21 protein-coding genes are annotated in these 18,993 nt (G+C 67.6%); 6 read left to right on the top strand and 15 right to left on the bottom strand.

Features of this window, described 5'->3' with window-relative positions:
- Positions 1–172: 172 nt before the first annotated feature.
- From IEZ03_RS36845 to IEZ03_RS38430, 5 genes are all read right to left on the bottom strand, one after another.
- Positions 173–361: a DUF397 domain-containing protein gene (locus IEZ03_RS36845; RefSeq protein WP_184879172.1), complete on the bottom strand. Its 189-nt coding sequence runs from the start codon at positions 359–361 to the stop codon at positions 173–175.
- Between the two features lie 75 nt (positions 362–436).
- Positions 437–625: a DUF397 domain-containing protein gene (locus tag IEZ03_RS36850; RefSeq protein WP_184879175.1), complete on the bottom strand. Its 189-nt coding sequence runs from the start codon at positions 623–625 to the stop codon at positions 437–439.
- Complete coding sequence (locus IEZ03_RS36855; protein ID WP_184879179.1) at positions 616–1,251, bottom strand: DUF5753 domain-containing protein; 636 nt, start codon at positions 1,249–1,251, stop codon at positions 616–618. Before IEZ03_RS36855 ends, IEZ03_RS36850 begins: the two co-directional genes overlap by 10 nt.
- 16 nt (positions 1,252–1,267) lie before the next feature.
- Positions 1,268–2,581: a group II intron reverse transcriptase/maturase gene (gene ltrA, locus IEZ03_RS36860; RefSeq protein ID WP_229808827.1), complete on the bottom strand. Its 1,314-nt coding sequence runs from the start codon at positions 2,579–2,581 to the stop codon at positions 1,268–1,270.
- Entirely contained in the window at positions 2,514–2,690 is a 177-nt protein-coding gene (locus tag IEZ03_RS38430) for a hypothetical protein (protein WP_229808828.1), read from the bottom strand. The genes ltrA and IEZ03_RS38430 overlap by 68 nt, the downstream gene beginning before the upstream one ends.
- A 655-nt stretch (positions 2,691–3,345) precedes the next feature.
- Between IEZ03_RS38430 and IEZ03_RS36865 the strand changes: the two genes are divergently transcribed.
- Positions 3,346–3,738, top strand: coding sequence for an ATP-binding protein (locus IEZ03_RS36865; protein ID WP_184879182.1), 393 nt, complete (start codon positions 3,346–3,348; stop codon positions 3,736–3,738).
- Between the two features lie 130 nt (positions 3,739–3,868).
- On the opposite strand, the gene IEZ03_RS36870 is transcribed toward IEZ03_RS36865, so the two are convergent.
- The 3 genes from IEZ03_RS36870 to IEZ03_RS36880 all read right to left on the bottom strand — a co-directional run bounded on the left by IEZ03_RS36870 (position 3,869) and on the right by IEZ03_RS36880 (position 8,520).
- The gene (locus tag IEZ03_RS36870; RefSeq protein ID WP_184879185.1) at positions 3,869–4,657 is read right to left on the bottom strand and encodes a type IV toxin-antitoxin system AbiEi family antitoxin; all 789 of its coding nucleotides are present in this window, start codon (positions 4,655–4,657) and stop codon (positions 3,869–3,871) included.
- Between the two features lie 580 nt (positions 4,658–5,237).
- Positions 5,238–6,053 (bottom strand): thioesterase family protein, encoded by an 816-nt coding sequence (locus IEZ03_RS36875; protein ID WP_184879188.1) that lies wholly within the window; start codon positions 6,051–6,053, stop codon positions 5,238–5,240.
- A gap of 151 nt (positions 6,054–6,204) precedes the next feature.
- Positions 6,205–8,520 carry a hypothetical protein gene (locus IEZ03_RS36880; RefSeq protein ID WP_184879191.1) on the bottom strand — a complete coding sequence of 772 codons (2,316 nt, stop codon included), beginning with the start codon at positions 8,518–8,520 and terminating at the stop codon, positions 6,205–6,207.
- Between the two features lie 149 nt (positions 8,521–8,669).
- Between IEZ03_RS36880 and IEZ03_RS38945 the strand changes: the two genes are divergently transcribed.
- Genes IEZ03_RS38945 through IEZ03_RS36890 form a run of 3 tightly spaced genes read left to right on the top strand, consistent with a single transcriptional unit; the run spans position 8,670 to position 9,548 of the window.
- On the top strand, positions 8,670–8,882 hold the full coding sequence (locus IEZ03_RS38945; RefSeq protein WP_221480519.1) for a DUF6461 domain-containing protein: 213 nt from the start codon (positions 8,670–8,672) through the stop codon (positions 8,880–8,882).
- 55 nt (positions 8,883–8,937) lie between these two features.
- The gene (locus IEZ03_RS36885; protein WP_221480520.1) at positions 8,938–9,303 is read left to right on the top strand and encodes a MarR family winged helix-turn-helix transcriptional regulator; all 366 of its coding nucleotides are present in this window, start codon (positions 8,938–8,940) and stop codon (positions 9,301–9,303) included.
- Positions 9,300–9,548 carry a hypothetical protein gene (locus tag IEZ03_RS36890; RefSeq protein WP_184891025.1) on the top strand — a complete coding sequence of 83 codons (249 nt, stop codon included), beginning with the start codon at positions 9,300–9,302 and terminating at the stop codon, positions 9,546–9,548. The genes IEZ03_RS36885 and IEZ03_RS36890 overlap by 4 nt, the downstream gene beginning before the upstream one ends.
- A gap of 204 nt (positions 9,549–9,752) precedes the next feature.
- Here IEZ03_RS36890 and IEZ03_RS36895 read toward each other — a convergent pair whose 3' ends face one another.
- Complete coding sequence (locus IEZ03_RS36895) at positions 9,753–10,964, bottom strand: serine hydrolase domain-containing protein (RefSeq protein WP_221480521.1); 1,212 nt, start codon at positions 10,962–10,964, stop codon at positions 9,753–9,755.
- A gap of 459 nt (positions 10,965–11,423) precedes the next feature.
- On the bottom strand, positions 11,424–12,002 hold the full coding sequence (locus tag IEZ03_RS36900) for a TetR/AcrR family transcriptional regulator (RefSeq protein ID WP_184879194.1): 579 nt from the start codon (positions 12,000–12,002) through the stop codon (positions 11,424–11,426).
- 92 nt (positions 12,003–12,094) lie between these two features.
- Between IEZ03_RS36900 and IEZ03_RS36905 the strand changes: the two genes are divergently transcribed.
- Both IEZ03_RS36905 and IEZ03_RS36910 read left to right on the top strand, forming a co-directional pair.
- Positions 12,095–12,541, top strand: a complete 447-nt coding sequence (locus IEZ03_RS36905) for an anthrone oxygenase family protein (protein WP_184879197.1) — start codon at positions 12,095–12,097, stop codon at positions 12,539–12,541.
- Positions 12,542–12,748: 207 nt separating this feature from the next.
- On the top strand, positions 12,749–13,570 hold the full coding sequence (locus tag IEZ03_RS36910; protein ID WP_184879200.1) for an MBL fold metallo-hydrolase: 822 nt from the start codon (positions 12,749–12,751) through the stop codon (positions 13,568–13,570).
- A gap of 184 nt (positions 13,571–13,754) precedes the next feature.
- On the opposite strand, the gene IEZ03_RS36915 is transcribed toward IEZ03_RS36910, so the two are convergent.
- From IEZ03_RS36915 to IEZ03_RS36935, 5 genes are all read right to left on the bottom strand, one after another.
- On the bottom strand, positions 13,755–13,919 hold the full coding sequence (locus IEZ03_RS36915) for a tetratricopeptide repeat protein (protein WP_189241280.1): 165 nt from the start codon (positions 13,917–13,919) through the stop codon (positions 13,755–13,757).
- A gap of 32 nt (positions 13,920–13,951) precedes the next feature.
- Positions 13,952–14,272 (bottom strand): tetratricopeptide repeat protein, encoded by a 321-nt coding sequence (locus IEZ03_RS36920; protein ID WP_189241281.1) that lies wholly within the window; start codon positions 14,270–14,272, stop codon positions 13,952–13,954.
- 174 nt (positions 14,273–14,446) lie between these two features.
- Positions 14,447–15,232 (bottom strand): tetratricopeptide repeat-containing protein, encoded by a 786-nt coding sequence (locus IEZ03_RS36925; RefSeq protein WP_184879202.1) that lies wholly within the window; start codon positions 15,230–15,232, stop codon positions 14,447–14,449.
- A gap of 340 nt (positions 15,233–15,572) precedes the next feature.
- Entirely contained in the window at positions 15,573–16,001 is a 429-nt protein-coding gene (locus tag IEZ03_RS36930) for a hypothetical protein (RefSeq protein WP_184879204.1), read from the bottom strand.
- 687 nt (positions 16,002–16,688) lie between these two features.
- Positions 16,689–18,077, bottom strand: coding sequence for an HNH endonuclease signature motif containing protein (locus tag IEZ03_RS36935; RefSeq protein ID WP_184879207.1), 1,389 nt, complete (start codon positions 18,075–18,077; stop codon positions 16,689–16,691).
- Positions 18,078–18,993: the final 916 nt, after the last annotated feature.

Here is an 18,993-nt window from a genome sequence, read left to right on the forward strand (position 1 = left end):
ATCATCGCAGGCCACGGGGCATCCCTTTTGCTGTTCCCGACTCCTGGACGATCATTCACCGGTGGATCGAGGCTTAGCGTTCCCCAGGTCCATCTCTCCTGGACCACCTTTCTAATCAGCTCGCGCGACATCTCTTCGGGCAGATTGGGCAGCTCGCTGAGCTTGAAGACGGTCAGTACGTCCTGGGGGCTGACTGCACCGCTGTCCGGAGGACTGTGCGGGTCAGCAGGAGGACGGGACCGTCCGGGTCCTTGCTGTCCCGCACCGCCACCACCCCGGGGAGTCCGGCCAGCTCAACGCAGTTACCGCCGTTCTCGCCGCTGCGGCTTGCCTTGCGCCAGGTGACGTCGTTCAGGTCCATTTCTCCAGTGCCTCTCTGATCACGTCCCGGCACATGTCTTCGGGGAGATTGGCAGTTCGCTGAACTTGAGGACGGTCAGTGCGTCCTGGGAGCGGACTGCACGGCTGTCCGCAGGGCTGTGCGGGTCAGCAGGAGGACGGGACCGTCCGGGTCCTTGCTGTCCCGCACCGCCACCGCCCCGGCCGCGTCCGCCAGCTCGACGCAGTTACCGCCGTTGGATCCGGTGTAGGAGCTCTTGCGCCACTTGGCGTTTCTCAGGTCCATCTCTCCTGGACCACCTTTCTAATCAGCTCGCGCGACATCTCTTCGGTGAGTGCCCGTGAACGAAGGGCGATGAGAGTACGCGTCAGCACGGCCAGGTCCGTTGGGTCATCGGTCGTGATGGCGTAGATCGCCGTCTCGATGTACGCGACCTCACTCCGATCGTCCATCGTGGCGATCGTGAACGCGCCCATGTTGCCGTCGTGCTCGCCGCTTTCCAACACTACTTGAACCGTGATGTTGGGCAACAAGCTGAGCTCTAGAAGGTGTTCGAGTTGTTCTCTGACCGTCTCGGCCGTTCCGACCGGACGACGAAGCGCCTGCTCGTCAACCAGTAGCACGAGGTTCGGTGGGGTGCGTCGCTCGTTTCTTGTGAGGATCTCCTGACGGCTGAGGCGCGCAGCCACGGCTTCTTCATTGCCCTGTAGGAGAGCAGAGGCGTAAGCCGGAGTCTGGACGAGGCCCGCGATCAGCATTGGTTCCCAGGAGACGAGCACCGCCGCGTCCGTCTCGATCTTGTAGGGGTCGGACTGCGGCGCGGTGCCAACCTTTCGGTTGGCCCGTTTCCGCAGCCCGCCCTCCGAACCCGCCGTGCGCCTTTCAGCGCAACGGGCTCTCCACAGGCTCATGCCGTTGAGTGATTTTCTAGGCCGCCCAGGGGGTGGGGATCTTCTCTCCACGGTAGCGGTAACGGCTAACCGTCATTTTAGCTGGATCGTAGAGTGTTATCCCGAGCCAGGAGACGTTCCATTTATCCTGACAGAAACGCCTCCTCAACTCCTTCCACGTCAGGCCTTTGTGCTTCTTGCGCAGCCAGTACACTACGCGCCGCCATGAGAATGCGCGCAGGTAGCTGAAAACTCGCTTCGAGACTCCATGCCTGAAGTAGTTGCACCAACCGGCCAGAATCGCGTTCACGCGACTCAGGACGGCCCCGAGCGGTGTTCCTGGGTTGTGGGTGACGGCCCGGATCTTCGCCTTCACCGCGGCAACCGATTTCTTGGCCGGGTAGGTGTAGACGTGATATCGGCGAGTCCCACGTCTCCGGCGCCGCTGGATGCGGAACCCGAGAAAGTCGAAGCCGTCATCGAGGTGGACTACCTGTGTCTTGGCCTCCGAGAGCCGAAGGCCCATCGGCGCCAAGACCTCCGCCACTCTTGTCCGCAGCGCCTCGGCGTCGTCCTGAGTACCGGCGACCATGACGACGAAGTCGTCCGCGTAGCGGACCAATCGCCAGTTCGCTTTGCCGAGACGACGTCGGTACTTGCGCTGTGACCTGGTTCCCATCAGCGTCCCCCAGTCCTCGCTGAGTGCGTCATCGAGGACCGACAGAGCGATATTCGCCAAGAGCGGGGACAGTATTCCTCCTTGGGGGGTACCGGCTGCGGTCTCTTCCTCCAGTCCCAACTCCGTAAGAATCCCGGACTTGAGGAACGCCTTCACCAGGCGAAGTATCCGCTTGTCCCCGACCCTTCTCCGCACCCGGTCCATCAACGCCGAGTGGGAAATGTTGTCGAAGCACGCCTCAATATCTGCGTCCAGAACCCATTCGTATGTATGGCTTCCGAAGAGATGTACTTCGGCGATAGCGTCCTGCGCCCGGCGGCAGGGCCGGAACCCGTACGAGCACGATCGAAAATCGGCTTCGAAGATGGGCTCCAAGACCAGCTTGAGTGCTGCCTGCACGACCCGGTCCTTGACCGTCGGTATTCCCAGCCTCCGACGGCGACTCGTCCCGGGCTTGGGGATCATCCGTTCCCGAACGGGCATCGGCCGGTACACCCCGGCCTTGAGCTCGGAACGGATCTCGTGCAGGAACACCGACACGCCACGGCCTTCTTCGATATCGCGGACCGAGGCCCTGTCGACACCGGCCGAGCGTGCCCCGGTGTTACCCCTGGACCCGAATCCACGCCTCCCACAGCGTGGCCGGATCCGCCACAATGTTGAACAGATCATCAAACCGGCGATGTGGATCATTACCAGCCCAACGGTGCAATTTGGTCTGGATCTCCAGTACCCGCAGGCCCGATCGTTCTGGAGCGGACTGCGGTGCGTCGATATTCACCGACGTCCTCCTGGCATTCCAGTCACCTTCCTTGCGAACCTGCTGCCCGCCTTCGCCGTGTGAGCGGCTTTCCCGCCCTCGGACTACTACGCGAGCTCCGCCCCGGAGCCCACCGTCGGTGGACGACGCACCTACCCCGACCGCGACCTGGCCGGTGGCCAGCCAGGGGTGGAAGGCCCCGGTTCCCACGTTCACTGACAACCGATTGACGGATGAGGTGCTCAGCTTTGTCCCTGTGGCATCGCTTCGGGTACGCCGTAGACCTTCCCCGAAGCCTCCCCGAATGACTGGCCTATCCACTCGCGGAGTCGTTCCAGCTGAGTTGGAGTTGGAACGTGCGCCACCTCCCGGCCCATATCCACCAGATTTGAGCCGGTGGTTCGATTAAGAGACTTTACGACACTGATTCCTCGTGTACACCTTTCCGTCTCGCTAGCCGGGCATGAACTGTCTGGCAGTGCCAATCCATCCCGTCGTTGTCGAGGCTGCTTCCCGCCCTTGTCCACGTCTCTGAACTCGGACTGCCTCCAGCTTCTAATAACCCCCTACGATGGGCTATCGGTGGAGCCCTTCTTGCTATCTCCACTCGGTTGTACAGCGCCTCGTGGCGCACGGGCCAGTCGAACCAGAGCGGTACCGGGTGACCGTCGTGCTCATGGCTGCGGAGGTCGGCGGCGAGATGGTGGTGAAGCAGGACTTCGAGGTCGTGGGGGAGGTGCGGCGGTTCGTGCGGCTGGTGTCCGCTCAGTGGGGCATGGACGACTTCGCGCCGTGCCTGGTGGCGAGCGAGCTGGTCACCAACGCCCTCCGCCACGCGTCCGAGAAGGACGGGGACGTGACCCTGCGACTGGGCCGCACCGAAGACGACGCCCTCTGGATGGAGGTCCAGGACGTCACATGCGAACTCCCGCACGTCCAGCAGGCCGACATGGTCAGCGAGGTAGGCCGCGGCCTCCTGATAGTGGAGCAGCTCTCCCGCTGCTGGGGCGTCCGCCCCCTAGCAAACAACGCCGGCAAAATAGTCTTCGCAGTAATAGACCGCACCTAACCCCACCCCCCCCGTCACCGTTGACTTGCGGCGTGTTGTTGTTATGAGAGGCCGGATAACAACAACACGCCGCAAGTCAACGCGGAGCACGTGCACCCACCACGCCGGCGCGGAGGACAGTCGCCGCCGGTCAGCGGGAGGGGCGGCGGGCGTCGAGGGCCTTGCGGACGCGGTTCACCACCTGCCGGGGGGTGCGGAAGAGTCCGTCCTTGTTGACGCGGATGACGACCCAGCCTTCGTCGATCAGCCCGCCGTCGCGTTCGATGTCGCGGCTGTACTGGCGTGGGTCCTGCTGGTGGTGGAGACCCTCATACTCGATGGCGATCTTCACAGCGGGGTAGGAGAGGTCGGGACGTGCGAGCCACACGCCCCAGTCGTTGAAGACGTCCTGGTTGGCGATGGGCCGGGGAAGGCCGGCGTCGACGATCAGCATGCGCAGCCTCGTCTCCGGCGGCGAATCGCTCCGCGGTTCCAGATGTTGCAGCGCGAGCTTCGCCTTCCTGACCCCGCGGCGCCGATAGCAAGTCTTCAGGAAGGCGTGGAGCTGTTCCCGCGTGCTCACCTGCCGCCTCAGCATGTGGTCGCCCGCGATGACGAGGTCGATGCGAGGCACCGACGCCGCCAGTTCGAGGTAGAGCCGCTCCGGACCGATCACGCGGCGTCCGTCAAGTCTGCTCACCTGCCCCGCCGGAATCGAGTAGCTGTGCACCCTCAGTTGTTTGACGCGAGGCACGGTGGACGCGGTCGCGGGCACCGCCGCGTGGACCCGAAGGTCCCCGTCCGGCACCGGCACGCCGTACAGCCGAGCCGCGGTCACTCCGCAGAACACGGAGTCCGCCGGAAGAATCAGCGCGGCGGCATCACACCGGACGTGGACGGAATCGTCCAGGCTCGCGGACGCGTACACGTCGTAGAACACATGCCGGTACTGCCCGGCCCGAAGCGCTTGAGCGGTAACACCTGCCGCAGCAGCCTCCGCAGACCGAAATGGCCGATTTCGGAGAGTAAGTGGAATATCACGAGGAGTTCGCACGCAAAACTAATAACCGCACTCCCTTCCAGTTGCGACCCTCGTGACCGTCCCGTAACCCCGTCGTTGACTTGCGGCGTGTTGTTGTTATCCGGCGTCCCATAACAACAACACGCCGCAAGTCAACGCGCCCCCTGGGCCGCCGGCCCTGTACGCGGCGGCAGGTAGCCGGCACTACTGGCGGGTGGAGACCGAACAGACCCACCGGCGTTCGCGATCTACACCTACGAGCTGGACGACGCCGCCACCGAATACGTCGCGACCGGCGTCCACCATGACCGGATCACCGCGACTCAGCCCTTTACCCTCGACATCGACCTGAAGCCCGTCCACACCCGCTGACCCCGAAGCCACCCGCCGACCCGCCAAGCTGTGGATCGGCTGGTCGTTGGCGCCTTCGACCTACCGGGGAGGGGGGCCGGGGTGGTGAACACGATCGTTGGGTGCGTTGCGCCGCCGGATTCGCTGGTCAGGTCTGGGACGAAGAGGACGCAGGTCGGCGGAGGAGGGTTAGTTGCCGGGACTGGGCCACCAGGTGCCCTGCCGAGTCCCAGATGTCCATGTCCTCCTCGCATAGGCCGCCGGTTACGTAGCGGGTGCCCACCCGGCAGGCCAGCCAGCCCGGTGCCGGCCGCCGCCTGATGTGGACGGTCGCCTCCAGGGTGGTCGACGGGGCCTGGCCGATCTCCAGCACCATCGGGGCCATCGCGTCCCACAGCAACACCAGCGCCGGCAGGTCGGGCCGCCGACCGTCGCGCAGGCGCATCCACAGGTCGCAGGCGGGCGTGCCGCCGGGCTCGCCGCGCAGCCAGCCGGGGACCTCGGCGGTGCGGTACTCCACCCGGTCCAGCAGGCTCATGCCCGGCAGCGCCACACCGTCCAGCGGATCGACGCACTCGTCCGGCGGCGGCAGTTGCGGCGGACCGCCGAACATCGACGTAATGCCGTCGACCCGATCGAGATCGGCGAACGTGGCGATCGCCCGCAGCTTCTCCTCGCCGCCCTGGACGAGGCTCACCTGACCAGTCGCCATACGGCGCCCCGTATGCGCGACCTCGGTGCGCGCCTCAGCCGACCCGACCTCGACAGGACGAAGGAAGTACGCCGACACCGACAGCGGATCAGGATAGGGCACCGTCTCCGCCAGCGCCCGCACGCCGACCGCCAGCCCGTAGCTGCCGAGCGGCGCACCATGCATACCGTTCCAACGGTCGCTGATCTGGGCGTCATAAACCCCGTCGGCGCGGTGCGCGACTTCGGTATCGGAATCGAGAAAATCTCCCATGCGCCCACCGTCCGGCACCCAGCACCCCGCCCGCGATTACGCCAGAGGTAAACGCGCCAGGCGCGGACGCCGATGACCGGCGTCCGCGCCGCACGTTCCGGGCGGTCTGGTGTCCACCCTTGCTCGTGGCCCGCGAACGGGCCCTATCGCATCAGGACCCCACCTTGTAGGCGCGGACGACCGTCTGGGCCACGGTGTTGCCGTCGGCGTCGGTCGCCGTGATCCGCAGGGAGACGAACCCGGGGGCGTCCGGGTTGGTCACGGTCGCGATCCAGGTGCCGTCCTCGTCGGCGGACGACGCCGCCTGCCAGGTGCCGCCGTCGTCGGCGGACGTCTCGACGGACATCGAGGTGATCTCGGGCGTCGGCAGGCCCTCGACCGGTTGCACCTTCACGGGGATCCGCGACTCGGAGCCCGGCGCGGCGGCGTTGTCGTCGTTCAGGCCGGGGACCGCGAGCCGCAGCAGGTGCAGCGGAAGGGTCTGCTCCTCCCAATCGATGTGGTGCGACTCGAACGACCACTCGGTCTTGGTCGCGGTGGAGAAGACCGCGATCTCGGGGTTGGCGGTGCGATCCCAGGTCAGGGTGTAGCGCTTGGACTCGGGCGCAAGACTGGCGTACAGCTGCCCCGTACCGGTGGCGATCGTCTGGCCATCGGCGGCGAGGGTGAGCTCGTTGGTCGTACGGTCAATCGAACCGGTCCGTCCCGACGAGTCGACGTACGTGATGGGGGCGACCACCGAGAGCTGGCCGCCCGAGCTCCGCCGCGGTTTCGCTCCCACGCCGAAGTCGCCCGGGGTGAGGACTGCGCCGTTCCAGACGTCGTCGCGTTCACCCTGCTCCGCCACGGCCTGGTAGTCGGCGATCTGCGCCCAGTTCTCGTAGGCGATTCCGTAACCCAGCTCCCGGCTGTAGGTCAGTCCGGGCTCGATGTAGGTAGTGACGGTCTGCGGGAAGGTCACGTCCATTCGGAGCGAGTCGACGTAACCGCCCGTCAGGTTGAGGCCGCCGGACCGGGAGAGATTCACCGAGCGGAAGTGGTTGCGGGTCACGCTCAGCTCGTCCGGGCTCGGGTGCCACACCGTGTCGGACGGGATCCGGCCGGCGAAGTACCGGCTGAGGATGTAGGCCGCGCCCGGCCCGTCGGTCGCGTCGCGCTTCCCCCACCCGAGGACCTGGAAGCCGACGTTCTCCGCGACTTCGCCGGGCCCGCGCCAGACGGCGAAGACCGAGCCTTCGGGGCCCTCGGCGGTGAACCGGTACCACGGGGTCTCGTACCAGGCCTCGATCATGCCGGGAACATCGACGCCCTGCGGACTGAGCTCGACGGGCTCGCCCTCCCGCGCGTCCATCACCAGGTCGAGGTCCCAGTCGTCGACCGTGATCCGGTGGTTGATCAGGGTCTCGCCCTCCCCGGTGGCGATGGCGGTGGTGACGTCATAGACGCCGGGCGGCAGTTCGAAGACGCCCGTGCCGTTCTCAATTCTGCGCTCCCAGCGGCCGCCGTCCGTGACGCTCCAGGCGTAAACCCAGGTCGGCTGCGTCGGAGCGACGCCATTGCGGTCGATCAGGTTCACGGCGACGTTGTACTTCTCCCGGCCGACATCGACCGCCAGCGGGGTGGTCACCTTCGTCGCGCCGTCGGTTCCCGTGGCGATGAGCGTTCCCTGATAACGGCCGTGGGGAATTCCGGCACCTCGGAAAGTCAGTGTCACCTCCGCGCTTCCGCGGCGGGGAACGGTTACCTGGTCAGGCACTTCGAGCAGTTCTGCGGGGGCCTCGGTCGGCTCTTCGCCGGGACCGGTCAGGTCGGCGGCCAACCGCAGGGTGACGGGCCTGGGCCCGGTGTTGCGGTAGGTGATCGTATGCCGCCGTGTCAGGTCCGGGATACCGGGCGAGGCCAGGTCGACGGTGATGGAGTCGGGGGAGGCCGTCACGGACCCGACCGGAGGAGCGGGCGCGGGCACGGGCGCACGGAGGTGGATCGAGAGTGCCGTCGAGCCCAGCGGCTTACCGGTCGCGGACGTGACCTGGACGGTGCCGCGATAAGCACCGGGCTTGACACCGTGGCGGCGCAGTTCCAGTTTCGCGCCGGCCTCTCGCCCGGCGGGCACGGTCAGGGAATCCGCGGACAGCGTCGCAAGCGCGGCGGGGGCCGCGTTTCCGGAGCGGTCCCGCAGCTTTACCCGCAGTCGGATTTCCTGGTCCTTGCTTGTGTCGTTGCGATAGGTGATGGCCCGGCTGGCCGGCTCGACCGCGCTTTCGGACCAGGTCAACGGGACGACCATGCGACGCGGGGCGACCGTGAACGGCTCCTTCGCGCGTTTGGAGGTTACTTCGTACGGCCGCGACGCACCGTCCACGGGTGTCGTTTCCGCGACGGCCGAACTCGCCCCTTGAACGGCCATCAACGTATTTGCGGTCAGGGTCAACGTGGCCAGGACGGCAATGCCGGCACGACCTCTCACACCATCACCTCATCGCGAATGGAAGTGCGGTTGATCAACTTACAGAAACCAGGACGTGCGGATGATCGTTCCGGTTTACCGCGAGCCGACGACACTGGCTGGCCGCATTGGGACAGCGCGGTCAAACTTCCTTCCCATGCTCGTCCTCCGTGGCGGGTGCGCAACGGCGAAGACGCCCTGAGAGGCGAAGCTCGGATGTCTGGAGGGAACACTCCAGTCAGCAGTACCTGATTGCGGCCGCCATCGTCCCGGGCGATCAGGGTGAATGGCTATTGAGCCTGGAAGTAAACGGCTTCCTGGGGACCATCCCACATCTAATCGAACCCGTGTCGCGAGGTACCCGCATGGTCTCCCACTTCTAGTTCACCTCACACCGGAATTCCTGGACACGCTCTGCAGCGCGCCACCCACGCCACCTTGCAGGTCCTCGCCGCGAAACTGGTCGACCTCGATCTGACCGCGTCCGAGATCAATGCCCTCGCCATCCTCGCGGACGGTCGCGGGCGGACCATCTCCGAGTTGGGAGCCGCCGCCGGCACCCGGCCCACCACCTTGACCAGCGTCCTGGACCGGCTGGAGCGGCGCGGTCACATCACCCGTGGCACTCGTCCGAGCGACCGCCGGGTGGTGGTCATCGAGCCGACCGCCTCCGGCCGCCTGGTCTCCGGCACCATCCGGCAGACCCTGGCCGAAATGGAGGAGCAGGCCCTGGACGGTCTGCCCCCGGAGGCGATCGCGGGCTTCCACACTGTCCTGCGCGCATTGGCGGAGGTGCCCGCATGAGCCCGGCCGGCTCCGCCGCACCCGAGCCCGCATCGCTCTTCGACGAGTTGATGGCCGAGGTGACCGCCGCCTCCGAGCACGCCACCCCGGACTTCGGCGCCTTCATCGACCGGCATCCCGCGCTGCTCGACAAGCGCCTGCTCACCCGCTTCTACCGCTCAACGACGCTGGCCGGCCCGCAAGCCCGCACCGGCTGGGTCGAACCCGATCTGGTTGCCTTCCCCTGGCAGGGCAGCGATCACTAGTGGCCCGAAACCGGCGATGCGGCGATCACACGCGTCCATCACACCCGAGGGCGGCTCAAGATTGACAGCAATGCCCGCCGTCGCCCCGCGGGTCACGGACGCACGGTGAACCGACCCGGTGCAACCGGCCGGTGCAACCGGCCGACCGGAGGCCGGCGCACCCCACGTAGCTCCCACGACGTCCGTGCCCGCGGTGGACGCGCGTCAGCCCTGGCCGGTGATGGCCTCCTGCTCCCGGCGGAGGATCTCCCCGAACTCCTCAAGGTCGTCGTAGTTGCTGAGGACGACGCCGACCCAATCGCTGTCCAGGTAGATGTTCCAGTTGGCGCTGACCCCGCCGGTCCCGCCGCCGCGCCCCGACACCCGCTCGCGGCCGTTGACGATGTGGAGAACCCCCGAGTACGCGTGGAACGACGTGGGCTGGCGGCCGGGGCCGTTGGACCCGGTGTACAAGTGGGCGTAGGGCCGGTTCAGCACCGTGGCGTTGCGCAGTGCTTCCGCGAACCGGACCAGGTCCGGTGCGGTGGCGAACACGTTGCCGACGAAGCTGCGTCCCGGATTCTCGCCCGGCCCCTGCCGGCTCAGGCTGTCCTTGTCCAGGTTGCGGACGCCGTCCACCCGGCTGCCGTCGGGTTGGCGCATGTAGGGGTGCGCGATGTGCTCGTCGGCGAGCCACTGGTCCCTGGTGTAGTAGGCGGAGCCGGTCATGCCGGCGCGTTCGAAGACGTGTTCGTGCATGTAGTCCCAGAACGTCGTACCGGTCACGGCTTCGACGATCTGCGTGGCCATGGCGTTGGCGGCGCCGCCGCCGGCGGAATGCACGTTGCTGGCGTCGTTCGAGCCGGGGACGGCCACCAGCGTCGCCTGCCGGACCCACTGCCGCTTGTACTCGCGCACCTCTTCACGGCTGTTGAAGACGCGCTGCACGTCCGGCGCCGGGGCGTCTATCCCGGAGGTACTGGTGAGCAGGTGGTGAATGGTCACCTGCTCGGCGATGTCGCCGTCGATGCCGTCCAGATGGGTGCCGACCGTGTCCGTCAGCGCCAGCCTGCCCTGCTGCAAGAGCTGCAGGATGGCCACCGGAGGGAACGGTATGCCCGCCGAGGAGAGGTTGAACGCGACATCCTGGTGGTTGCGGACCCGCCTTTCCTTGTCGGCCCAGCCGTAGCTGCGTGACAGGACGGTCCGGCCCCGGTGCGCCAGCAGCACCACGCCGGAGAACTTGTCCTGTGCGGCCAGGCCCGCCACGTACCGGTCATAGGCGCCGCCGGGCAGTGCGTCGCGCGGGATCGGGCCGCTTGGTCCCGGGTCGGCGTGCCCAGGCCGGACGCCCACCAACTGCGCACCGCCCGCCACCACACCGGCGGCCGCCAACCCGCCCCACCCGAGCAGCCGCCGCCGGTCGACACCAGGCACGGAATCCTCGTCCATCATCACGGCCCTTTCCTGATCGACGGGCCGGATCACCATCCGGCCCGCAACGTCCCAGCCAACGAACGGTCACAGCAGGGAGCCGAACGCTGTGACCCGGGCCAGCGGCCAGAGCCGTCCGCGGATTCCTCGACGACCCCGAAGCGGGGCCACGCCACGCCCTCGGCACGGACCGCTGCGGCCCATGTCCCCACCGAAGACGAACGAGCGTTGCGCCGACGTATGAGCTTTCCGATACACCCGCAATACACCGAGAGCCTCATCCACGAAGAACTCGTCGTGAGCCCCCACGGTGCAGCCCGATCCATCCCGCGCGTCGCGGGATGGCCTGTCACTCTCGCCGCAGCGGTGGCGTCCCCGTCCACCGAGCACAAGGCCCAGCGGATGCGGTCGGCCTGCATGGGGGCGCGAGGACCTCGGTGGTGTGGCTGCCGGGACGGTGCGTCAGAGCACGGTGAGTCGGTTGACCAGCAGTTCCGTCCGGCGCTCGGTGTCTTCAGGTGGCAGCCGTCCCGCTCGGGTCAGGGTCGCCAGCCCGTGCAGGGACGCCCAGAACAACTCGGCGAACAGCGCCGGATGGACTCCATCGCCGGCGACCTCCTCCAGGTTCTCCAGCAGGGCGGCGAAGGCGTCCTTCAGAGGCTCCGGGGTGTCCTCCTGCGCGAACGCAAGGCCGCCGTCGAGTTGGAACATCGCGTCGTAGACCGCCGGGTTGCGTGCGGCGAAGTTTAGGTAGACGCGGGCGAGGGCGGTGACCCGGGCGTGCGGACCGTCCGCGTCGGAGGCCGCCGCCCGCAACGCCGCGGCCATCTCGGCGGCGCCTTCGAGGGCGACGGCGCCGATGATCTCCCGCTTGCCGCGGAAGTGGCTGTAGAGGACGGGCTGGCTGTATTCGATGCGCTCGCTGAGCCGACGGGTGGTGACCGCGTCCCAGCCCTGCTGCTCGGCAAGCTCACGGGCCGTCGCCACGATGAGGCGCTCACGAGCCGCCCGTTCACGCTCCTTGCGCTCCTGTACCGACATGCGGTGATCCTAGCATCGCTAGACAAGCGAGCGGCAGCAGTACTAGCGTTGCCACATCATCTATCAACGCTAGTTCTCAGGAAGGGTTCAGCATGCTCAACGCACTCGGGATCATCACCACCGTGGTCGTCGGTGTGATGGTGGGGGTGGAGTTCTCCGTGGCCTTCGTCATCAACCGGATCCTCGACGCCCTCCCCGACGACTGCGCCCTGCGCGGCCGGGCCCACGGGGGTCGGATGCTCGGCGCCGTGATGCCGGTCTGGTACATCACCTCCCTCGTCCTCGCCGCAATCTGGGCGATCGCCGGCTGGGGCGACCCAGGCACCGGCCTCGTCATCACCGCCGCCGCGCTGCTGATCGTCAGCGTGATCATGTCGCTCCTCCTGCTCGTCCCGATCAACAACCAGGGCAAGACGTGGACCCCCGACAACCGGCCCGACGACTGGAAGCAGCAGATAAGCCGTTGGGACCGCTTCCACTACGTCCGCGTCGCCATCATCATCGCCGCCTTCACCCTCCTACCCGCCGCCCTGGCCTGACCCCGTCCCACACTGCGTAGGCGACGCACGCTCGGTCTGAATGACGCAGCTCGTCCAGGACTCCAGGCAGAGCGCGGTGAGGGCCTGGTCCGAGCAACTCCATACGAAAGCGCAGTCCTGCACCTTGACCCACAGTGCTTGCAATCTGCAACTGCCGGCCACTACGGTCTCCCCAAGTGGTTGCAAACTACAAGCGGTAGGAGCCCCATGCTGACGCAGGTGGCGGAGGGCGTGCTGGTCCACCAGAGCGCGTTGCTTCTGAACAACGCTGTCGTGGTGCAGGGACGAGCAGGTGCGCTGCTCGTCGACGCCGGAATAACAGGCGACGAAATGGCCTGCCTCGCCAACGACCTTCGCGAGCTGGGCCAGCCCGTCGTGGCGGGCTTCTCGACGCACCCCGACTGGGACCACGTCCTCTGGCACGCCGATCTCGGCGAAGTACCCCGCTACGGCACAGCCCGCTGTGCGGCCTCCATGCGAGATCTGCGATCGAACCCCGACTGGAAGGCGCGGGTCGCGGAGGGATTGCCGCCCGAAATCGCCGACGAAACACCACTAGACCTCTTCGGTCTGCTTACTGATCTCCCAGCCGAAACTGCGCAGATTCCCTGGGACGGCCCTATGGTCCGGATCATCGAGCATCCTGCACATGCTCCGGGCCATGCGGCACTGCTGATCGAGGAACACGGCGTCCTCGTAGCCGGCGACATGCTCTCCGACGTCTTCATCCCGATGCTCAACGACCCGGACGGCACCAACGACCCGATCGAGGAGTACCTCGTAGGCCTGCGCCTACTAGAAGAAGCATCGAACGACGCTGAAGTCCTAATCCCAGGTCACGGCTCCGTCGCCCAAGTCGACCAGATACGCACACGCATCAACCAGGACCGAGCCTACGTACACGCCCTACGCGACGCCCAACCCCCCAGCGACCCTCGCCTCGGCCCCTCCGCTAAACCTGGCTGGGAATGGGTAACCGACATCCACGAAGGCCAATCCCAACGCTTCACCCAGCAAACCAACCCTTAGAGTTCCCGGTCAGGCCCTCGCCGTCCCATCTCGCCGAACAGATCACTTTAGGAGCAGAGGCGGCGCCCCCGTCCACCGGCGGCAAAGACCGACGAATGGCGCCGCCCTGCCCCCGAAGACCTCGCTGCAACGCAATACAGTCGCCACCGACCAACCCACTTGGACACACGTTCCCCCGACCGCCCTACCGGCGAGCCGCCTCCAAATTCGCCTGCACCGTTCCGGTGAGCGGGTGCTGGGGACTGAGCACCCGCTCGCAGTCGGCCAAGGTGGCCCCGTATAGCGGTATCGCGCGGCCGAGGTCCCCGGCTACCTGGTAGGCGTAGGCGAGGTTGTTTCGGGTGGTCAAGGTGAAGGGGTGGTCGCTGCCCATGACCCGCTCTAAGTCGGCCAGCGTTGCTCGTGCAACGAGATTGCGCGGTTGAGGTCTCCGGCCGACTCGAGGGCATAGGCGAGGTTGTTGCGGGAGGTCAGGGTGTCGGGGTGGTCGGGCCCATGGAGGCGCTGGGAGCCGCTCAGTGCGCCTTCGAAGTAGCCGATGGCGTGGGCCAGCGCGCCCTGGCCCTGGAGGAAAGAGGCGAGGCGGTCCAGCAGGAGGCTGGTCGTGGCGGTGTCGGTGGCGGTGTCGGGGTCAGTGTGTTCGGCGAGGGCGTCGATGCGTGGCAGCAGGCGGTGCCATGTGGGCCCATTCGGCCGGGTCATCGGTGGTAGCGGGGCGGGCCTCGTTGAGTAGGTCGGTGGCTTCATCGCGGGCGGCATGGACGTCGGCGGGCTGGCGATGGGGGTCGCCGTCCTCCGCGACAGTGCGGGAGTCGGGGGTCCGGGCGACGGCTTGGACCAGGCGGTGCACGGTGACGGCGCTGGCGTCCAGGGTGATCATGCTGTAGGCGGCCAGGTCGCCCAGCGTCGTGGTGAGTTGGACGGGCTCGGCGAGCGGGCGAGGAGGCTGCGGGGGATGTCCTCGGGTGCCCACCACGCCAGCACGCGCAGCACGTCCCCGGTCAGCGGCTTGGTCTCGGCGAGAGGGGTCGGGGTGAGGCGCCAGATCCGGGCGATGGTGCGTTCCCCGTCGGCGCCGCTTCCGGCCTCGTCGTACATCGTCGCGGGGTCGGCGCGCAGCAGCCCTAGACAGTCGTCCGGGGACAGGCGCGTCTGGCGGATGTAGGCGCTGGCCTGCGTGACCGCCAGCGGCAGATGCCCCAACTCGGCGCAAAGCTCTGCGGCGCCGGTCAGGTCGGCGGTCGTCCGGCCCGCGGTGACGATACCGGCCAGCAGCTCCTGCGCTTCGGACGGGCTGAGCACGTCCAGCTCGATCACCGCGGGGACGAGGTCATGCCAGCCCTCCCGCAGTCGACTGGTGATCAGGAATCGTCCGCCCGGGGCGCCGTTCACCAGCGCGGCCGCATCGGCGGGACGGGTGAGGTTGTCGAGCAACCACCAGCCAGCCGTTGTGGGTGGCAAGCCATCGCCGAGCCCAGGCCGCCCGTTCCTCAGCGGCACCGCAGCCGGGGTGGCGCGGGTCATCTCCGGCACGAGCATCCCGGCCAGCTCGGCCAGTCCGGCGGTGACGTTCTCCTCTGAGTCGGCGGTGATCCACCAGGTCAGCGTGTGGTCGGCGGCGTGCTGATGCGCCCACTGCGTGGCCAGCGTGCTCTTGGCCACCCGCCCAGCCCGTGGACCCCCTGCACCACCGCCCCGCCCGCCGCCAGCACGGCGTCCAACTCGGCTAACTTCCCGCCGCGTCCGACGAACCGCACCGTCCGTGCCGGCAGGGCCGACGACGCCCCTGGCGGCGGATCCACCTCATCGGCCCGCGGAAGGGGCGCCGCCTGATACACGTGTGTGGACGAGCCGATGACATCGCGCCCGGCGGCGATGGCCCCAGCCCCCGAGGCATCAACCTCCCGCGGTCCCCGTCCCGGCCCCGGTTCTGGTCGCGGTCCCGGTTCTCGTTCCGGTTCCTGGTCCGCCGCACCGGCCGCGGGGACGCCCGGGGCTCGCGTCATGATGTCGCCGGGTCGTCCCGAGTGACCTTGGTGTGGGAGTCCTTGACGTCGCCGCCGGCGGCGATCGACCCCGGTCCCGACGCGCTGACCCCGTCCCCCGCGTCGGGCGGTGCAGGCGTGGGCTGCCCCGTGTCCGGCTGCGTCACCGTGGTCGTTGCCCCGGTCACCGAGCCGCCGGCACCGATCGAACCGGGACCGGACGCCGACACCGGCGTCGGACGGGCCGGTTCCGGGTCCGGTGTCGCCCGGTACGTCAGCCAGCCCAGCAGGACGCCGCCGACCACCACGAACGCCCCCGCCGCAGCCAGCCACGCCAGGTCCCACTGCTGCGTCAACATCCCGGTGACCACGTTCACCACCGCGCCGACACCCACACCCGCACCCGCCGCGACCGCCTGCCGCCGCCGACCGCCCCCATCGCTCATAACGCCTCCCACCGCGCCCGCCCCAGGACAGGCGACAACCCGCCGTCCACCGATTGTTCCGCCCCACCCCCACGAGCCACCGCCCCATCGCCACATTCGGACACCCTCAGGCACCGTCCCCTACGGCTACCCGCCTGCCGCAACGGCACCGATCCCTAACGAACCCGCCGACGACCTCCTCAAGCGTGGCCGCGTCCAAGAGCGCCTCTCGCTCGACGAAGTGAGGGGCCTTCGAAAGCAGTCGGTATCAGTCCGGGGCAGGGGCGCTCCACCCGCGAACTACCCCCAGCGCAGACCACCACCTGGACACGCGCCGTTACTGCAATGGCGTACTGGTGAGCGGCGGCGCACCAGTCAGCCGAGAGAGCGAGCCAGAACAAGCTCGGCGCGGAAGTAGGCAGTGCTGGCAGTGGCATCAACGTTCGGACGCATTGCCGGAAGTGGGCTGGGACGCCGCCGCCGGAGGCGTTTGCTTCGCACGAGATGCAGCAGATCGTGGAGCCTGGGGCCAGGTAGATCAATGGCTGCTCGGCGTGTGTCCAGGCACACCACGCCAACCGGCCAACTCTGGCGAGAGCGCGGGGCGGATTGCGACGGTCGCCGCTTGGCGGGCGTCATTCTTTCGTGACTCCGAACGGCCGCACTGGCGCTTACCGAGGCGATCACGCTGGGAGTGCTTGGGGGTGGTCAGGGGCCTGCGGGGTGGTGGGGTCCTCGGGTGGGGGTTCTGGTTCGTGGGGTGCGGGCTTTTGGTCGGTGTCGTGGATCGTGGGGTGGCTGGCGGGACGGTCGGTGGGGAGTGGTGGGTGTGGGCTGGTCCCAGGAGGGTGGGGTGCTGCGTGGTGGTGGTTGGCGGTCGGTGATGTCGCCGGGACGTGGGGGATGGCCGGGAGGTAGGAGGCGGTAGGTGTAGCGGCCGTTCTGGGGTCGGGTGACGGCGATTTGGTCGGGGTTGCTGGCCTTGAAGCGGTTGTGGAATCCGCAGGTCAGGGTGAGGTTGTCGATGTCGGTGGAGGTGTGGCCTAGCGCCCAGCCGGCTACGTGGTCGACTTCGCAGAGTGTCCCGGGGACTTCGCAGCCCTGCACGGCGCATGTTGGGTTGAGTGCTTCGAGTACCTGGCGCTGGGCCGGGGTTGCGAAGCGGGTGGTGCGGCCGAGGTACAGGGGGACGTGGCCGCGTCCGAGGAGTAGTGGCGACACTCCGGCGGCCAGGGCGATGCGGCGGGCCTGCTCGGCGGGGATGGGGGTGCCGTCGGTTAGGCGTGCGGGGGTGTTGCCGCCGGTGAGGGTGTCGAGGTCGCAGATCACGGTGACCTTGGTGGCCTTGTGTCCGCCCGACAGGACGCTCGCCAGTGCGGCGGCCGTGCGTTCGGAGAGGTCGCGGTCGTCGTCGGTTCCGGCGGGCTTGGCCAATGGGCCCAGGGTGCCGTCCCAGATGGCGGCGTCCTCGGCACTCAGCCAGCCCTTGACGTAACGGCCACCGTCCAGGGAGCGGGTGGTGTCGATCCAGGAGCGTTCGTATCCGCGCCGGGAATCGGGGTCGGGGGTGTCGGTGCCGTCGCGTTCGGCGATCAGGTCGGTGATCCGGTTGCCGAACGCGGCGACCTTTCCGGCGGAGAACCCCTGTCCGGCCAGGTCGAGCAGGATCTCTTCGGCCTTGGCGCAGTCCTCGTCGTTCAGGCGGGCCACGGCACCGGCCACGGTGGCGGCGTACCCGTAGGACAACCTCCCGGCCGCAAGACGTTCGGCGACCTGGGGAAGTCGGTGCCGTTCGCGGGCGAGGGCGATGCGCTCCTTGGCGCGGGCCTCCCGCATGCCCAGTCGGGTCCGCAGCCAGTTTCGCACTGACGAGAAGCCCCAGCGGCGCACTTCTCCTGATGCGTCCACCCGTCCGATCAACCCGGCTAGGACGCTTTCGTGCAGGTCGGTCGTGTGGGCGAGGGTCTCGGCGTCCTGCATGCACGCGGCTGGAGAGTCGGGTGCCGGACGCCGAGCGAGTTCGGACGCGATCGCAGCCGCCATGCCCACCAGCTCACTGCTGGACATCGCCGCCAGATCGAATCTCCTCGAACACATGGCTCAATATTATCGAACATTCACAGTTCGTGATTACGGTTCGAGGTGACAATATTGAGACCTCGTAGCTAGTTGGGGTCGCTATCCATATAAGCCCGGCCGCTACTGGCTCACCGTAGTGATCTTCCGCGTCCTCGTACCTTTCGGAAAACGGGTTGAAGTGGCCGGAGATCGGCTTCAATCGCCGGGGCGCCAAGGGTGAGAACGGTGAGCCGTTTGCTAATGGGGGTGTTTATTTAGACTCGCCTTGAAGAGGTGGGTATTGCCCAGGATTTCCGTATGTCACATAAGCGACGTTTCTGTCATCGGCGGCGTGACTGTCATTGCAGCCGGCGATGCGAGTCCGGCGCCGAGGTGCCGGATGCCCTGGTCCATCGCGCACGCCGGTCACTGGTCCTGCCGCGGCCGCGTGCTCGGACGCCCCGGCGCTGGTGAGGAGAAACACGCTCTCGCCGATGTCGCCGTAGGCGCGCTGACCCGCCGCGACGTGGAGGCGTTTCTCTTACCAGTGCCGCGCCTCGCCGAAGGGCTCCACGCCAGCCCCGGTGAGACAAAGTGCATGTGAGTGTTCTGATGGGGGTGCTCAGCCCGTCGGGACACATCCCCGACGTGTCGCTGCCCCGCGTCAGGTGGAAGGCGATCTGGGCGCGCAGTAACTCGATCCGTGCGTGTTGCAGGGCCCGGCCGTCACCGTTCCGTCGACCTCGTCCTTCTCAACCTGCACCTGCGCCTGGACACCGACACCCGCCCGGCCGAGCGCTCCAGCTCGGCGGCGGCCTCCTCGTCAGTGCCCAGCACGGCCTGCCCGCGGTGCCAAGCGCCCCGGTCAGGGGCGACTTGCGGGTCGGTGCACATCTCTTGCGGCACGTGTATGCCACACCGGTCAGATTTTGAGGTGAGACGCCGCCCCTCCCTG

The sequence above is a fragment of the Actinomadura livida genome (assembly GCF_014648675.1).
Classification (GTDB): domain Bacteria; phylum Actinomycetota; class Actinomycetes; order Streptosporangiales; family Streptosporangiaceae; genus Spirillospora; species Spirillospora livida.

What these genes read in the sequence shown, in the direction of transcription:
- IEZ03_RS36845 (WP_184879172.1), bottom strand. Translation starts at nt 361, where the DNA reads ATGGACCTGAACGACGTCACCTGGCGCAAGGCAAGCCGCAGCGGCGAG.
- IEZ03_RS36850 (WP_184879175.1), bottom strand. Translation starts at nt 625, where the DNA reads ATGGACCTGAGAAACGCCAAGTGGCGCAAGAGCTCCTACACCGGATCC.
- IEZ03_RS36855 (WP_184879179.1), bottom strand. Translation starts at nt 1,251, where the DNA reads ATGAGCCTGTGGAGAGCCCGTTGCGCTGAAAGGCGCACGGCGGGTTCG.
- ltrA (WP_229808827.1), bottom strand. Translation starts at nt 2,581, where the DNA reads ATGATCTGTTCAACATTGTGGCGGATCCGGCCACGCTGTGGGAGGCGT.
- IEZ03_RS36865 (WP_184879182.1), top strand. Translation starts at nt 3,346, where the DNA reads ATGGCTGCGGAGGTCGGCGGCGAGATGGTGGTGAAGCAGGACTTCGAG.
- IEZ03_RS36875 (WP_184879188.1), bottom strand. Translation starts at nt 6,053, where the DNA reads ATGGGAGATTTTCTCGATTCCGATACCGAAGTCGCGCACCGCGCCGAC.
- IEZ03_RS36890 (WP_184891025.1), top strand. Translation starts at nt 9,300, where the DNA reads ATGAGCCCGGCCGGCTCCGCCGCACCCGAGCCCGCATCGCTCTTCGAC.
- IEZ03_RS36900 (WP_184879194.1), bottom strand. Translation starts at nt 12,002, where the DNA reads ATGTCGGTACAGGAGCGCAAGGAGCGTGAACGGGCGGCTCGTGAGCGC.
- IEZ03_RS36905 (WP_184879197.1), top strand. Translation starts at nt 12,095, where the DNA reads ATGCTCAACGCACTCGGGATCATCACCACCGTGGTCGTCGGTGTGATG.
- IEZ03_RS36910 (WP_184879200.1), top strand. Translation starts at nt 12,749, where the DNA reads ATGCTGACGCAGGTGGCGGAGGGCGTGCTGGTCCACCAGAGCGCGTTG.
- IEZ03_RS36920 (WP_189241281.1), bottom strand. Translation starts at nt 14,272, where the DNA reads ATGACCCGGCCGAATGGGCCCACATGGCACCGCCTGCTGCCACGCATC.
- IEZ03_RS36930 (WP_184879204.1), bottom strand. Translation starts at nt 16,001, where the DNA reads ATGAGCGATGGGGGCGGTCGGCGGCGGCAGGCGGTCGCGGCGGGTGCG.
- IEZ03_RS36935 (WP_184879207.1), bottom strand. Translation starts at nt 18,077, where the DNA reads ATGTGTTCGAGGAGATTCGATCTGGCGGCGATGTCCAGCAGTGAGCTG.